Annotated in this window: 9 protein-coding genes; all 9 read left to right on the top strand. The window is 44.2% G+C overall.

Annotation, left to right across the window (positions count from 1 at the left end):
- Position 1: 1 nt before the first annotated feature.
- On the top strand, positions 2-1,531 hold the full coding sequence (gene ppx, locus PR709_RS01670) for an exopolyphosphatase (protein WP_004920671.1): 1,530 nt from the start codon (positions 2-4) through the stop codon (positions 1,529-1,531).
- A 184-nt stretch (positions 1,532-1,715) separates the two neighbouring features.
- Complete coding sequence (gene mgtE / locus PR709_RS01665) at positions 1,716-3,176, top strand: magnesium transporter (RefSeq protein WP_004920674.1); 1,461 nt, start codon at positions 1,716-1,718, stop codon at positions 3,174-3,176.
- A 596-nt stretch (positions 3,177-3,772) separates the two neighbouring features.
- On the top strand, positions 3,773-5,128 hold the full coding sequence (locus tag PR709_RS01660; RefSeq protein ID WP_004920676.1) for an MFS transporter: 1,356 nt from the start codon (positions 3,773-3,775) through the stop codon (positions 5,126-5,128).
- Between the two features lie 273 nt (positions 5,129-5,401).
- The gene (locus PR709_RS01655; protein ID WP_004920679.1) at positions 5,402-6,631 is read left to right on the top strand and encodes an MdtA/MuxA family multidrug efflux RND transporter periplasmic adaptor subunit; all 1,230 of its coding nucleotides are present in this window, start codon (positions 5,402-5,404) and stop codon (positions 6,629-6,631) included.
- Positions 6,631-9,753 carry an MdtB/MuxB family multidrug efflux RND transporter permease subunit gene (locus PR709_RS01650; RefSeq protein WP_004920682.1) on the top strand — a complete coding sequence of 1,041 codons (3,123 nt, stop codon included), beginning with the start codon at positions 6,631-6,633 and terminating at the stop codon, positions 9,751-9,753. The genes PR709_RS01655 and PR709_RS01650 overlap by 1 nt, the downstream gene beginning before the upstream one ends.
- Positions 9,753-12,830, top strand: a complete 3,078-nt coding sequence (gene mdtC, locus PR709_RS01645; protein ID WP_004920683.1) for a multidrug efflux RND transporter permease subunit MdtC — start codon at positions 9,753-9,755, stop codon at positions 12,828-12,830. Before PR709_RS01650 ends, mdtC begins: the two co-directional genes overlap by 1 nt.
- 13 nt (positions 12,831-12,843) lie before the next feature.
- A complete protein-coding gene (gene baeS / locus PR709_RS01640) occupies positions 12,844-14,238 on the top strand; it encodes a two-component system sensor histidine kinase BaeS (protein WP_004920685.1) in 1,395 nt (464 codons plus the stop codon).
- The gene (baeR, locus tag PR709_RS01635) at positions 14,235-14,930 is read left to right on the top strand and encodes a two-component system response regulator BaeR (protein WP_004920688.1); all 696 of its coding nucleotides are present in this window, start codon (positions 14,235-14,237) and stop codon (positions 14,928-14,930) included. Before baeS ends, baeR begins: the two co-directional genes overlap by 4 nt.
- A 145-nt stretch (positions 14,931-15,075) precedes the next feature.
- Positions 15,076-16,455 carry a prephenate-dependent tRNA uridine(34) hydroxylase TrhP gene (trhP, locus tag PR709_RS01630; protein WP_004920692.1) on the top strand — a complete coding sequence of 460 codons (1,380 nt, stop codon included), beginning with the start codon at positions 15,076-15,078 and terminating at the stop codon, positions 16,453-16,455.
- Positions 16,456-16,758 lie beyond the last annotated feature (303 nt).

Here is a 16,758-nt window from a genome sequence, read left to right as displayed (position 1 = left end):
TATGCCATTAACTAATATATCGACGCCTAGGCCTCAAGAAATTGCGGCTATCGACCTTGGTTCTAACAGCTTTCATATGGTGATTGCACGTATTGTCAACGGTGCACTGCAAATCCTGACGCGTTTAAAAAAACGGGTACACCTTGCTGACGGATTAAGTGATACCAATGAGCTTAGTGAAGAAGCCATGGAACGCGGTTTGGCTTGCCTTGCGCTTTTTGCCGAACGCCTACAAGGTTTTACAGAAGAAAACGTCTGTATCGTAGGCACTCACTCTTTGCGTGTTGCAACCAATGTTGAAGAGTTTTTGAACCGTGCAAAAAAAATAATTCCCTATCCCATTGAAATTATTTCTGGGCAAGAAGAAGCGCGTTTGATTTTTATGGGGGTGGAACACACCCAGCCTGAAAAAGGCCGTAAACTGGTAATAGATATTGGTGGTGGCTCAACAGAATTAGTCATTGGCGAGAAATTCGAACCATTATTAATTGATAGCCGCCGTATGGGGTGTGTCAGCTTTGCACGTAACTATTTTCCCAATGAAACCATTACGGCAGATAATTTCAACCGAGCCTACCTCACGGCCTGCTTAAAACTTGAGCAAACCGCCACAAAATTTAAGCGTATGCACTGGGATGTTGCCATGGGGGCATCAGGTACGATTAAAGCGGCTCATGCCGTGATTGTTGAAATGGGTGAGCGCGACGGCATCATTACGCGTGATCGGCTAGAAAAAATTAAGCAAATGGCGCTGAAATATAAAACCTTTTCGGCAGTGGATCTACCGGGTTTATCCGTTGAACGTAAACATGTTTTTGTGCCCGGATTAGCCATTTTATGTGCTGTCTTTGATACATTAGAGATTAAAGAGTTACGGCTCTCAGATGGCGCATTGCGTGAAGGGGTGCTTTATGAAATGGAAGGCCGTTTCCGTCATCAAGACATTCGCCAACGTACGGCACTTAGCCTTGCCGAGCATTATAATATCGATAGAGAGCAAGCTAGACGTGTATTAAAAACCATGGAGGAGCTGTATCACCAATGGAGCCAGCAAAATCCAAAGTTAGCCAACCCGCAACTTGAGTCTATCCTTATTTGGGCGGTTATGCTGCATGAGGTCGGTCTACATATCAACCAAAGTGGGTTACATCGCCACTCCGCCTATATTTTGCAAAATACTACGTTACCGGGGTTTAATCAGGAGCAACAGCTGTTACTTGCAACACTGGTTCGTAACCATCGGCGTGCTATTAAATTTGATGATATCCCTAAATTTAATTTATATAAAAGAAAACAATTTTTACCCTTGATACAAATTTTACGCTTATCAATACTTCTGAATAATCAAAGACAATCAACAACTACCCCATCATCATTACGCTTAGAAACCGATGATGGCCACTGGACACTGTATCTACCTGCCCAATATTTGACTCAGAATGCGTTGATGCAGCTCGATCTTGAGAAAGAAAGCGCTTACTGGGAGGATGTCCCTGGCTGGAAATTAGACATCCGCGAAGAGCCAAATTAGTTATAATATTAATGCACTACATGGCGTTTTTTTGCACTACTCATAATGAATCGGTTTTCGCCCATTTGTTATAATTATTAATATTTATTTGGGTTAATGGACAATAAATGGCAAAATAAAGGTATTTATTTGTAAATGGACCCATAAAAGGTACAAAAGTGCCTATAAAGCTTTAAGGATTAAAATGTCACAAACTGCTTTTTCAACCGATGCGGTACAAACAATCAATCCGCACTCTCAAAAACTGGCCTATATCCGCCAGCAAATCCTAACACTATTTTTGGATGACGAGGAGTTCGTCCAAGCTCTGATTGAGCACGACCAACATGTTAGTTTGAGTGATAAAGCATTAAGTGAAAAAATCAATGCTGTAAAAGAATTATTGATTGACTTACATGCCGCGGATATCGCCGATATTTTAGAGATGTTGCCTTATGATGAACGTCTCGCACTTTGGCATCTGATCGATAACACCGAACGCGGTGAGGTGTTAGTCGAAGCTTCTGTCGCTGTTTGGGATAGCCTGATTAAGGATATGTCTGACAGGGAACTTCTACGCGCTGTTGCTAACCTACATGTTGATGAACAAGCGTATATTGCAGAGCATTTACCACAAGATACCATGCGTAGGTTATTGACCTACCTTGATCCAAGCTTACGAAGTCGTATTCGTGAAGTTCTGCAATATGCAAAAGACAGCGTCGGTCAAATGATGGATTTCGAATTTGTCACCGTACGTCCAAATGTCACGCTAAAAACCGTTCAACGCTATTTACGCCAGCGCGGTAAAATTCCAGAAGCAACAGATAAAATCTTTGTTGTCGACAATAATAACTATTTGCAGGGTGAATTACCTCTAACAACCATATTAACGCAATCCCCTGAGCGGATTGTGGCTGACGTGATGAAAACAGACACGGTCACTTTCTTGCCAGATGAAAAAGGCGAAGATGCAGCCAGTGCGTTCGAACGTTATGACTTGATCTCCGCCGCGGTGGTTGACAGCAGTGGTCTATTGATGGGTCGTTTAACCGTTGAAGATATCGTTGATAACTTAAATGAAGAAAACGATAACAGCATCCGTCGTATGGGGGGGTTAAGCCCTGAAGAAGACGTGTTCGCCCCTGTCGGTCAAGCCGTCAAAACGCGTTGGACATGGCTAGCCATCAACCTGTGTACTGCGTTCGTCGCATCACGGGTGATTGGGGTATTCGAAGATACCATTTCCCAATTGGTTGCCTTAGCCACCTTAATGCCTATTGTTGCAGGTATTGGGGGGAATACGGGTAACCAAACAATTACCATGATCGTACGTGCGATTGCGTTACACCAAATCCAAACCGGAAGCTTCTCATTCTTAATGCTCAGAGAGCTAGGCGTTGCCTTTATTAACGGTGTTGTTTGGGGGGGGATCATGGGGGTTATCACCTATTTCCTCTATGGCGACCTTGCCATGGGAGCCGTAATGACGCTCGCGATGATCTTAAACTTACTCATGGCGGCAATTATGGGGGTACTTATCCCTCTCATTATGCTTAAACTTGGTAAAGACCCTGCCATCGGCTCCAGTGTGATGATCACCGCTATCACTGACACAGGTGGTTTCTTTATCTTCTTAGGCTTAGCCACCCTGTTCTTGGTTTAACCGCCTACTTGGCATACCCAGAAAATAATACGCTGGGTATGCCTAATGATAATATTCCGCCCTTCTCGCCTTTGCCGACATATTTAGACTGAAAATTTCCTAAATAACGACTCAATGAATGCTATTTCATTTTTCAGCTATTTTTAATTTTCATTACTATTATTAAGATTATTAATTACGAATAATCAAATTAATAATTTGTTACTTTATCGATGAATTAATCGGCGAAAACAGATGTGAAATAACCAATTCCCCTGCCTTTTTTGAAAAAGAACTATATGATCTGCTGCAAAAAATCATTTATTAACATCAAATAATGTTATTGTTTTAAGCAATAGATGATAAAATCAATCAATATAATACAAATAGAATATTCATCTTGTTTTGAGAGTTGCGGTTTACAAAATATGGAATTTCCTGCTATAAATGAGGGCATGCATAAAGATACAGAGTATTAACTAGGTTATTCCATCCAACGTTTTATACCATTTATCTGCACATACTTAATATTATTTACTGACGCGTAGTCGGTAAATATAGCTGTTATTCCGAATTTAAAACAAAAAATATATTCGGTATTTTAAAAGGATAATATTATGACATCGCAAACAACCAGCCAGCCCTCGGCAAGGCCATTGAAAAAAGAGGATTATAAAACATTAGGGTTGTCATCTTTAGGTGGAACTCTTGAATTTTATGATTTTGTTATTTTCGTTTTTTACGCGAAAATTATTTCACAACTCTTTTTCCCTAGTGGTAACGCAGTTCTCGCCCTCTTGGCAACGCTCGGTTTGTTTGCGGCCGGTTATCTCGCGCGCCCACTCGGTGGCATCATCATGGCACACTTTGGTGATAAACTCGGCCGTAAGAAAATGTTCACCCTCAGTATTTTCATGATGGCATTCCCGACATTCGTGATCGGTTTCTTACCAACCTATGCATCTATTGGCGCTGCCGCACCAATATTGCTGTTATTGATGCGTATTATGCAAGGCGCCGCGATTGGCGGTGAAATGCCTGGGGCATGGGTATTTATCGCTGAACATACCCCAAAACAGCGCTACGGCCTCGGTGTTGGAACATTAACCTCTGGTATCACAGGCGGTATTTTATTAGGGTCTATCGTCGCTATCATCATTGAGAACAGTTATACCTCACAAGAGATCCATGACTTTGCATGGCGTATTCCATTTATTCTTGGTGGTATTTTTGGCTTTATTTCTGTTTATTTACGCCGTTTTTTGGAAGAGACACCTATTTTTAAAGAGTTAGCTGCTAAAAAAGCTTTAGCGGATGAGTTACCCGTTAAGACTGTTGTGAAGTCTCATAAACAAGCCTGCTTGATCACCGCGGCACTGACATGGTCATTATCAACAGCCATCGTTGTAACCATTTTGATGACGCCTGATATCGTGCTTCAAGGGATCTATCAAATTGACCGAAATATCGCCTTACAAGCTAACTGTGCAGCAACATTGACATTAACTTTAGGCTGTATTTTTTGGGGTTGGTTCGGCGATAAGATGGGAACGCGCGCTTCAATGACCTTGTCATGGGGTGGTCTGGCGGTGACTGCATTGTATTTTTATTCATCTTTGTCGCCAGAGATTTCAGCAACGACTTTGATTTTTAACTATGGCTTAATGGGCTTTTTTGTTGGCGCGATTGCAACGACACCAATTGTCAGTACGCGCGCGTTTCCACCTGAAATCCGTTATTCCGGCTTATCATTTGCCTACAATATTGCCTATGCAGTCTTTGGGGGTCTGACACCAATGTTAACGGGAACATGGTTGCAACAATCTCATATGGCACCTGCCTACTATGTTGCCGCGGTTTCTTTACTGGCTGTCGCTGTCGCCTATATTCCTTTAGCATGGAAAGGATGGACAGTGAATGCTGAGCAAGACAAAGAAACATTAGGGGCATTAAACACCAGTACAACTCGCTAATTGACCTCATTTCTTTAATCCATTAACGTATAAACCTGTGGTGATTAATTCCCACAGGTTTTTTTATACAATGTTAGTCAACTAATCTGCCGATTCTGCACACTAGTTGACGTTTTTTTCATATTTCCTTCATTTTTACGTGTAACCCCCACGCTAAACTATTAACATATCGCAACTGACTAATTTTTAACTATATAGCAGGTTCATCTCTGCTAATTTAATCATCATAATATGATGCTTTTTTACTCGACTTTGAATTAAGCGAAAATATAAATGAATAAACAAAAACGCCGTACCACTCTAACCCGTTCAGCCATTTTCGTTGCCATCATTGTCGCTGCAGGTGCCGGTTGGTATTTTTATTCTCAAAATACGCCATCTGATACAGCACAAAACAGTGCTCGTCCTACACGATCAAATAGTGCGCCACACCGTATGCTTGCCCCCGTTCAATACGCTAATGCGCAAGAAAAAGTGGTTCCTCGCTATTTAACTGGTCTCGGCACAGTACAAGCTGCCAATGTTGTCACGGTCACGAGCCGTGTTGAAGGGCAATTGATGTCTTTGCATTTTACCGAAGGGCAACAGGTAAAAGCGGGCGATTTGCTTGCTGAAATCGACCCTCGCCCTTTTGAAGTCCAATTAGCTCAGGCAGAAGGCCAACTGGCTAAAGATAAAGCGACGTTGGCAAATGCTCGATTAGACTTAAATCGTTATCAAAAGCTTGCGGGAACAAAAGTGATTTCACAGCAAGAGCTAGATAACCAAAAAGCGCTCGTTTTACAGGCAGAAGGCAGTATTAAGGTCGATCAAGCCGCCGTTGATAATGCGAAGCTACAATTAACCTACAGTAAAATCACAGCCCCTATTTCAGGCCGTGTTGGTTTAAAACAGGTCGACGTCGGTAATTTTATTTCTGCGGGCACAGCAACCCCAATCGTGGTTATCACACAGACTCAACCTGCTGATGTGCTTTTTGCCCTTCCCGAGGGAGACATTCCTGCCGTACAAAAAGCTCAATCCTCAAATCAACCGGTAAAAGTGGAAGCTTGGGATAGAAATAATATCGCGATGATCAGCGAAGGCTATTTGTTAAGTATAGATAATCAGATAGACCCTGCCACTGGCACACTAAAAATGAAAGCACGTTTTACGAACGAGCTACAAACTTTATTTCCAAATCAATTTGTGAATATCAAAATGCAGATCGAAACCTTGCAAAATGCCGTCGTTATCCCTACTGCGGCATTGCAGATGGGTAACGAAGGTCATTATGTTTGGGTACTGAACGATGATAATCGTGTGAGTAAACATGTTGTGACGGTAGGTATGCAAGATAGCCAGCAGGTGGTGATTGAAAGTGGGCTAACTGCAAATACAAAAGTGATTACTGACGGTGTCGACCGTTTAACAGATGGCACCAGCGTGGAAGTAGTTAACACCGAAACGGCTTCTAAATCCGCAAAACCACAAAAAAATAAAAATACAGCGGAGAAAGCCTGATGCAACCCGGGATCCAAAAAGGTGGCGGCCCTTCCCGCTTATTTATTTTACGTCCAGTCGCTACCACCTTATTTATGGTAGCCATTCTGCTTGCAGGGATCATTGGCTATCGTTTCCTACCTGTATCGGCTTTGCCGGAAGTCGATTATCCAACGATCCAAGTGGTCACCCTCTATCCGGGGGCGAGTCCTGAAGTCATGACATCCGCGGTAACCGCACCGCTAGAAACCCAGTTTGGGCAGATGTCTGGGCTAAAACAAATGTCTTCCCAAAGTTCAGGGGGCGCATCTGTGATCACCTTGATGTTCCAGCTAACACTCCCCTTGGAGGTTGCAGAACAGGAAGTTCAGGCCGCCATTAATTCAGCTTCAAGTTTACTGCCTTCAGATTTACCTTATCCGCCTATTTACAATAAGGTCAACCCAGCGGATCCACCGGTACTCACTCTCGCCGTCACTTCTGACGCCATGCCTTTGACACAAGTTCAAGACATGATTGAGAACCGTATTGCGCAAAAAATATCACAGGTCAATGGTGTGGGGCTTGTCACCCTTGCGGGTGGACAACGCCCAGCAGTGCGAGTGAACTTAAACCCACAAGCGATGGCAGCAAAAGGATTAGACAGCGAGACGATCCGAGCCGCGATAAACAATGCTAACGTCAACTCAGCAAAAGGCAGTTTTGATGGCCCAACACGCGCGGTAACCCTCTCTGCAAATGACCAAATGAAATCCTTAGAGGACTATCGCCGCTTAATTGTGGCCTTTCAAAACGGTGCTCCCGTCCGTTTAGGTGATATCGCCACTATTGAGCAAGGGGCGGAAAACGCCTATCTAGGCGCGTGGGCAAATGCACAACAGGCTATTGTTATTAATGTACAACGCCAACCTGGCGCTAACGTTATCGAAACCACTGATACCATTCGCAACCTGCTTCCTGAGCTAATTGAAACACTGCCTAAATCGGTGGATGTGAAAATTTTAACGGATAGAACCAGCACAATCCGTGCCTCCGTTAGCGATGTGCAGTTTGAATTAATGCTTGCGATTGCACTGGTTGTCATGGTGATCTACCTGTTCCTACGCAACGGTATCGCGACACTCATTCCCGGTATTGCCGTTCCTCTTTCCCTTGTCGGCACCTTTGCCGTCATGTATTTCTGTGGTTTCTCTGTCAATAACCTCACTTTGATGGCTCTCACTATCGCCACAGGGTTTGTGGTCGATGATGCCATCGTGGTTATTGAAAATATTTCGCGCTACCTTGAACAAGGTGACAAGCCTGTCGTCGCCGCTTTAAAAGGCGCGGGAGAAATTGGCTTTACCATTATTTCATTAACATTTTCTTTGGTGGCAGTACTGATCCCATTACTGTTTATGGGCGATATTGTTGGTCGGTTGTTTAGGGAATTTGCCATCACCCTTGCCGTTGCCATTCTGATCTCGGCGGTAGTGTCCTTGACACTCACACCAATGATGTGTGCTCGCTTGTTAAAACCTGAATCAGAGCATAAACATAACCGCTTTGAAATCGCCTGCGAGCGCTTTTTTGACCGCATGATTGCAGGATATGCCATTTGGTTAAAGCGGATATTAAATCACCGCTGGCTAACACTTTCCGTTGCTATCGGCACGCTGGTTTTAACCGTATTACTGTATATGTGGATCCCGAAAGGTTTCTTTCCATTACAAGATAACGGGATCATTCAAGGCACTATTGAAAGCCGCCAATCCATCTCCTTTGTGGCTATGTCACAGAAACAGCAGGAAGTGGCTGAAAAATTACTGTCTGATCCTGCGGTAGAAAATATCACCACTTATGTTGGGATAGATGGAACCAATCCGACTCTCAATAATGGGCGCATTCAAATTACCTTGAAGCCTTTAGATGAACGTCCAGATCGCGTCAATACGATTATTCCACGCTTGCAACGTTTAGCTGATAGCGTTTCTGGGGTCAATTTGTATTTGCAACCGATGCAAGATCTCACGATTGATACCCAATTGGCTCGCACCCAATATCAATTTACGCTGCAAGCAGGCTCGCTAGATGAACTTTCTCTTTGGGTGCCTAAGCTATTGAGCCAATTAAAACAACAGCCCGAGTTAGTGGATGTCAGCAGTGATTGGCAGGATAAAGGACTTGTCGCCTACGTTAATGTTGATAGAGATACGGCGAGTCGTTTTGGTATCACGATGGCTGCAATTGATAACGCCCTATACAATGCGTTCGGTCAACGCATGATCTCGACCATTTATACCCAATCGAATCAGTACCGCGTTATTATTGAGCATGATACGCAAACTCGCGATGGTATTAACGCCCTGAATGATATTCGTCTCAAAGGCACCGATGGCGCCATTGTGCCATTAAGCACGTTAGTCAATATTCAGGAAGGCTATGGGCCGCTTGCGATTAACCATTTGGATCAGTTCCCAGCAGCGACCTTCTCGTTTAATCTTGCTGACGATGCGTCTCTTGAGTCTGCGGTTAATGCGGTGAAAAATGCAGAAGCGCAAATTAATATGCCAAAATCCATTACGACTCAGTTCCAAGGCGCTACTTTAGCGTTTGAAGCCGCACTGAGTAGTACGGTTTGGTTAATTGCCGCCGCAATCATCGCCATGTATATCGTTCTTGGGATTTTATATGAAAGCTTTATTCATCCTATTACTATCCTCTCAACACTCCCTACTGCTGGCGTAGGGGCATTATTAGCTCTGATGATGGCTGGCAGCGAATTAGATGTGATTGCTGTTATTGGTATTATTTTGTTAATCGGGATAGTTAAAAAGAACGCAATCATGATGATTGACTTTGCACTTGCCGCCGAACGTGAGCAAGGCATGTCTCCTAAAGATGCTATTTACCAAGCCTGTTTATTACGATTCCGCCCAATATTGATGACCACCATGGCGGCTCTGCTCGGCGCATTACCGCTGATGCTCAGTAGCGGCGTAGGTGCAGAGCTTCGTCAACCACTTGGGATCTGTATGGTGGGAGGGCTGATTATGAGTCAGATCTTAACCCTATTTACGACACCGGTGATTTATCTGTTATTTGATAGCCTTTCAAATAACTTAAAAGCACGCCGCCAAAGTCGCAAACAACAGGTGTCATAATGAAGCGTTTCTTTGCCTTATTCATTAGTCGCCCTGTTGCAACCACACTGATTAGCGTTGCAATCTCGCTATGTGGTGCACTGAGCTTCATTTTTTTGCCCGTTGCACCACTGCCACAAGTTGACTACCCCGTAATAAACGTGACAGCGTCACTTCCTGGGGCATCCCCGGAAACCATGGCATCGTCTATCGCAACGCCGTTAGAGCGTTCATTGGGAAGTATTGCGGGTATCAGTGAAATGACCTCCAGCAGTTCGCTTGGTCGTACCACCATTACCCTCGAATTTAATCTTGATAAAGACATTAACAACGCTGCCCGTGAAGTACAAGCCGCGATAAATGCGGCACAAACCTTGTTACCGAGCGGAATGCCAAGCAAGCCTCGATACTATAAATCGAACCCTTCCGACGCCCCTATTATGATCTTAACCTTAACCTCTAAGACGATGAGTACAGGTGAGATTTATGATATTGCATCAACCCGTTTATCACAGCGTATAGCGCAAATTGAAGGGGTCAGTGAAGTCTCCGTTGGTGGTGGCTCCCTGCCCGCGGTACGTGTTGAGCTCAATCCAACGGCTCTATTTAATCAAGGCGTCTCCTTAGATAAGGTGCGCTCCGCAATCAGTAGCGCCAACGTGCGCCAACCTCAAGGCTACATTAACAACGATGACAGCCGCTGGCAGGTACAAACCAATGATGAGCTAAAAAAAGCAGTGGACTATCAACCTATCATCGTCCACTACAAAGAGGGCAATGCCGTCAAACTCAGTGATGTGGCGAATGTGAAAGATTCGGTTCAAGACGTACGTGCAGCAGGGATGTCAGGTGGTGAGCCCGCTATTTTGATTGTCATCCGTCGCGAAGCGGGAGCTAATATCATTGAAACCGTAAATCGCATTCGCGCAGAGCTTCCTGACTTCCAAGAAATGATCCCTGCCGCGATTGACCTAAAAGTAGCGCAAGACAGAACGCCGACGATCCGCGCTTCACTCGTTGAAGTCGAGCGCGCATTGATGATCGCTATTGCGTTAGTCATATTAGTTGTGTTGTTATTTCTGCGCTCTGGTCGCGCCACCCTGATCCCTGCAATTGCGGTTCCTGTATCTCTCATTGGCACCTTTACTGCCATGTATCTTTGCGGTTTCAGTTTAAATAACTTGTCATTAATGGCATTGACCGTCGCAACAGGCTTTGTTGTCGATGATGCGATTGTGGTACTCGAAAACATTTCACGTCATATCGAAAATGGCTGTAAACCCTTTATTGCTGCGGTCAGAGGGGTGAGTGAAGTCGGTTTTACGGTTGTTTCAATGAGCATCTCCCTCGTAGCCGTTTTTATTCCTTTATTATTAATGGAGGGGTTAGTTGGCCGGCTATTTCGTGAGTTTGCGATTACCCTCGCCACGGCAATTGGCATCTCGCTGGTCGTTTCGCTGACCCTCACCCCCATGATGTGCGCCCATTTGCTTAAACGACACAAAGGCAAACAGGCTGAAAAAACCAGTGTTATCGGCGGCTACTTACACCGTATACAAAACGGTTACGGTGCGACATTAAATTGGGTACTGTCTCATAAACGCAGTGTACTCGCTATCTTGTTCGCCACTATCGGATTGAACATTTATTTGTATATCGCTATCCCAAAAACATTTTTCCCTGAACAAGATACAGGCCGTTTACTTGGCTTTGTTCGTGCCGACCAAAGCATTTCATTCCAAGCAATGAAAGAGAAAATGACGCGCTTTATGCAGCAAGTGAATGCCGATCCTGCCGTGGATAGCGTGACAGGTTTTACTGGCGGAAGCCGTGTAAACAGCGGCTCCATGTTTATCTCATTGAAACCGATTGATGAACGTAAAGAGAGTGCCAACGCGGTAATCAACCGACTTCGAGCTAAGTTAGCTAAAGAGCCGGGAGCTAATTTATTTATGATGCCCGTGCAAGATATCCGTGTTGGTGGCCGTCAAGCGCATTCCAGTTATCAGTTTTCATTACTTGCCGATGAACTCAATGCGTTACGTGAATGGGAGCCTGCGGTACGTAAAGCCATTGCCGAACTCCCGCAAGTGACTGATGTAAACTCAGATAAAGAAGATAAAGGCGCTGAGATGGCCATTACCTATGATAGGGATTTAATGGCCCAACTTGGTATTGATGTGCGAGCCGCCAATGACCTGTTGAATAATGCCTTCGGACAACGTCAAATATCCACCATCTATGAGCCCATGAACCAATACAAGGTGGTGATGGAAGTGGCGCCTGAATATACTCAGGATGTCAGTTCTCTCGACAAAATGTTTGTTATCAATAGTCATGGAGACGCTATTCCATTATCTTATTTTGCTCGTTGGCAGCCCGCCAATGCCCCTTTGAGTGTTAACCACCAAGGGTTATCGGCATCATCCACTATCGCATTTAACATCGCTGAAGGTTATACCCTCAATGACGCCATTTCAGCTATCGAAAAAACCATGACCACACTTGGTGTGCCATCAACAATACGAGGCACTTTTGCGGGTACGGCTCAGATATTCCAAGATACCTTAAAATCACAATTGTTTTTAATTTTAGCGGCCATTGTCACTGTCTACCTTGTTTTAGGCATTTTGTATGAAAGCTATATTCATCCACTGACCATTTTATCCACACTACCTTCGGCGGGGGTCGGCGCTCTCCTCGCCTTAGAGTTATTTGATACCCCATTTAGTTTAATTGCTCTAATCGGCATTATGCTGCTGATTGGTATTGTGAAGAAAAATGCCATTATCATGGTGGATTTTGCTATCCAAGCACAACGTCAGCATGGTTTAACCGCACGTGAGGCGATTTTGCGTGCGAGCTTACTGCGCTTTAGGCCCATTTTAATGACAACGCTGGCAGCAATTTTTGGTGCCCTACCACTTGCTTTAGGCAGTGGTGATGGCGCGGAGTTACGCCAACCATTAGGTATCACTATTGTTGGTGGCTTAGTGATGAGTCAACTACTCACCTTATTCACAACACCGGTCGTCTATTTATGTTTCGATCAACTCAGACAGCGCTATACCAAAAAAGCGGTAGCTCTAAACGAATAAGGGCTTATATATAATGAAACTCAGATTTAATAGCGTCAGTACTCGATTATTTTTGGCTATCTTTGCGACATGCATACTCCTTGTTGTGATCATGCACCAAGGAGTACGTTTAAGCTTCCAGCATGGTTTTACCGACTATATTAAAGAAAATGACCAACAGCGTGCTGAGCTGATCGCTGACGCTCTTGCTGAGCAATACGATGAAACGGGGAGTTGGCGCTTCTTGATCCGTAATGAACGTGCTTTCTTTCATATTTTACGCAGCATTGAACACCACCAGCGCACCCTACCGCCGACTAAACCAAAGGGGTGGCGCTCATATTTTTGGGTTTATGATAGCCAAGACCGCCGAATATTAGGCCGCGATGTTCCTTTACCGGATGATGTTATCCGACAACCCGTCATCTCATCTAATGGCAAAACGGTAGGTTGGGTCATTGCAAGTAGTGGAGATGGGATTAGCAATGAAATTGACCGCCGTTTTGATGATCAACAGATGCTCACCAGTTGGTTTATTGCTGGCTTATCATTAATCGTTGCCTTGATTGCTACATTTTTCTTAGCTCGTGGTTTTTTAAGACCCATCAAACGGCTGTTAGATGGGACGAACCAACTTGCCAATGGCGACTTTTCAACCCGCGTTCCTGAAGTCGGTCACGATGAACTCGGTCAGCTAGCAAAAGACTTTAATCACCTCGCATCAACGCTGGAAAAAAATGAGCATATGCGCCGAGACTATATGGCAGATATTTCTCATGAACTGCGCACCCCCCTATCCGTTCTGCAAGGTGAACTCGAAGCCGTTCAGGATGGCGTTCGCCAAGCGACACCTGAGACCATCAATTCATTACTGGCAGAGACACACACATTAATCAAATTAGTCAACGACCTACATCAACTTTCCCTATCGGATAGAGGCTCGTTGGTGTATCGCATCCAATCTGCTGATATTGTGCCTTTAATTAATATGACCGTTGGGCAATCACGCTGGCGGCTCGAAGAAAAACAGCTTTCAGTTACGCTAAATTTACCTGAGCAGCAGATCATCAATATTGACCCAGACCGAATCACGCAGCTATTTTACAATTTGATGGAAAATAGCCTACGTTATACCGACCCGCAAGGTGAAATAGTCATTCGAGCCTTGGTTGAAGAGAATCAATTTTCTATTTATTGGGAAGACAGTGCACCGGGGTTAACTATCCAGCAGTGTAGCCACCTATTTGAGCGTTTCTACCGAGCCGAAGGGTCTCGTAACCGCGCTAGCGGAGGCTCTGGCTTAGGGTTAGCGATTTGCTATAATATCATTGAAGCGCATAAGGGAAGCATACACGCTAGCCCTTCCCCTTTAGGCGGCGTGTGTATTGCTATCCACTTACCGCTCAATCAAAAGGAAAGTGAACAGTGACAGTGTTAGAGCCTTCAAGTGCCAACGTATTAGTTGTTGAGGATGAGCCAAAACTTGGGCAACTGCTTTATGATTACCTTCAGGCGGCAGGTTATCAGCCTTCAATATTGCAGCGTGGTGATGAAGTCATTGACTATGTGCGTCAGCAACAACCCGACATTATCCTCCTTGATTTGATGCTACCGGGGATGGACGGGCTAACAATCTGCCGTGAACTGCGCAAATTTTGCGAGATACCGATCATTATGGTGACGGCTAAAACGGAAGAAATTGACCGCCTGTTAGGGTTAGAAATTGGTGCCGATGACTATATCTGTAAACCCTTTAGTCCTCGCGAAGTAGTCGCAAGGGTGAAGACTATTTTACGGCGTTGCCAACGCGCGGCTTCTCCGGATAAAAGCAGACCCCAGCTCATTATCGATGAAAATGCGTTTCAAGTCCGCTATGGCGAACAACTGCTTGAGTTAACTCCCGCCGAGTTCCGTTTACTCAAGTTTATGTCGGACAACGCTGGCACCGTCTTTTCCCGTGACCAGCTATTAGATATTCTGTATGACGATCACCGCATCGTCACCGATAGAACAATTGATAGCCATGTTAAAAACTTACGGCGTAAACTCGAATTACTCGATAACGAGAAAACATTTATTCGCTCTATTTATGGTTTAGGTTATCGCTGGGATGAGGTGTAATCCTAGACATTGAGGCAAGTCAGTTATACTTACTATTTGTAGGGAATATTTTGATTTCCTGAAAAATAGAGTTAAAATCAGCTCCCTTTAAAATGCTTATCCGCCCTAGGGTAAGTACTGACTTGATATCAGACTGAGAAGCAACATGTTTACACCAGAATTATTATCGCCCGCAGGTTCATTAAAGAACATGCGTTATGCTTTTGCTTATGGCGCAGATGCCGTTTATGCAGGGCAACCTCGTTATAGCCTTCGCGTGCGTAACAACGAATTTAACCACGAAAACCTTGCTAAAGGGATCCAAGAAGCCCACGAACTTGGCAAAAAGTTCTATGTCGTTGTTAACATCGCACCGCATAATGCCAAGCTAAAAACCTTTATTCGCGACCTAACCCCTGTCATTGAAATGGGGCCAGATGCGTTGATCATGTCAGACCCTGGTTTGATTATGATGGTTCGTGAAGCCTTCCCTGACATGGATATTCATTTATCCGTACAAGCAAACGCAGTTAACTGGGCATCGGTAAAATTTTGGAAGCAAATGGGTCTGACTCGCGTCATTTTATCACGTGAGCTTTCACTTGAAGAAATCGCTGAAATTCGTAAACAGGTGCCTGATATTGAATTAGAGGTATTCGTTCACGGTGCACTGTGTATGGCCTACTCTGGCCGTTGCCTACTGTCAGGTTATATCAATAAACGCGACCCAAACCAAGGTACTTGCACCAACGCCTGCCGCTGGGAATATAAAGTTGAAGAAGGCAAAGAAGATGATGTGGGAAATATCGTGCATATGCATGAGCCTATCCCTGTCAAAAACATAGCGCCAACTTTAGGTGAAGGTGCCCCGACCGATAAAGTGTTTATGATCGAAGAGGCTAAACGTCCGGGTGAGTATATGACCGCCTTTGAAGACGAACATGGCACTTATATCATGAACTCCAAAGATTTACGCGCGATAGAACACGTTGAAAACTTGACTAAAATGGGTGTGCACTCCTTAAAAATTGAAGGACGCACAAAATCATTCTATTACTGTGCACGTACAGCACAAGTCTATCGCCGTGCAATTGATGATGCGGTTGCCGGTAAGCCATTCGACCCAACTCTCCTTTCGACCTTAGAAGGCTTAGCTCACCGTGGCTATACCGAAGGCTTTTTACGCCGTCACACCCATGATGCCTATCAAACCTATGAATATGGCTATTCGGTTTCTGAAACTCAGCAATTTGTGGGTGAATTTACGGGTAAACGTGTTAACGGCCTCGCAGAAGTTGACGTCAAAAATAAATTTAGTCTAGGTGATAGCTTAGAATTAATGACTCCAGCTGGAAACATTGTGTTTACCCTTGATGCGCTCCATAACCGTAAAGGGGAAGCCATTGACGTGGCACCGGGCAACGGTCATATTGTTTATCTGCCTGTTCCTGATGATGTTGATCTAAATTTTGGCCTGCTAATACGTAACCTATCAGGCACAACGACTCGCTCACCACATCAAACTGAATCATCAACTACGGCTTAATTTCGTTACGCATTAAGCTAATTGATTATAATGCTAGAATTCATTAATTTAATTGATTGAATTTCTAGCATTTTTTATTTTTCCGTTTCAAACTATCTCAGTATAAAACATCAACTTCAATTGATAATCATTCTCATAAATAGTGTTTTACCGTAAAAATGTATTTAATATCCATTTTTATGCAATAGATCACAACAATTAGCTATTCAATGTCGTATAGTCACAATCGAAAATGAAGAACTAGAAAGTCATAAAATAAGACTAGGAACCACCTCCTTGGCTGGCTCAATCTCCCTTGAGCTA

This window comes from Providencia sp. PROV267 (assembly GCF_028477825.1).
Taxonomy (GTDB): Bacteria; Pseudomonadota; Gammaproteobacteria; order Enterobacterales; family Enterobacteriaceae; genus Providencia; species Providencia stuartii.
This window is presented reverse-complemented; position numbering and strand designations above follow the sequence as displayed.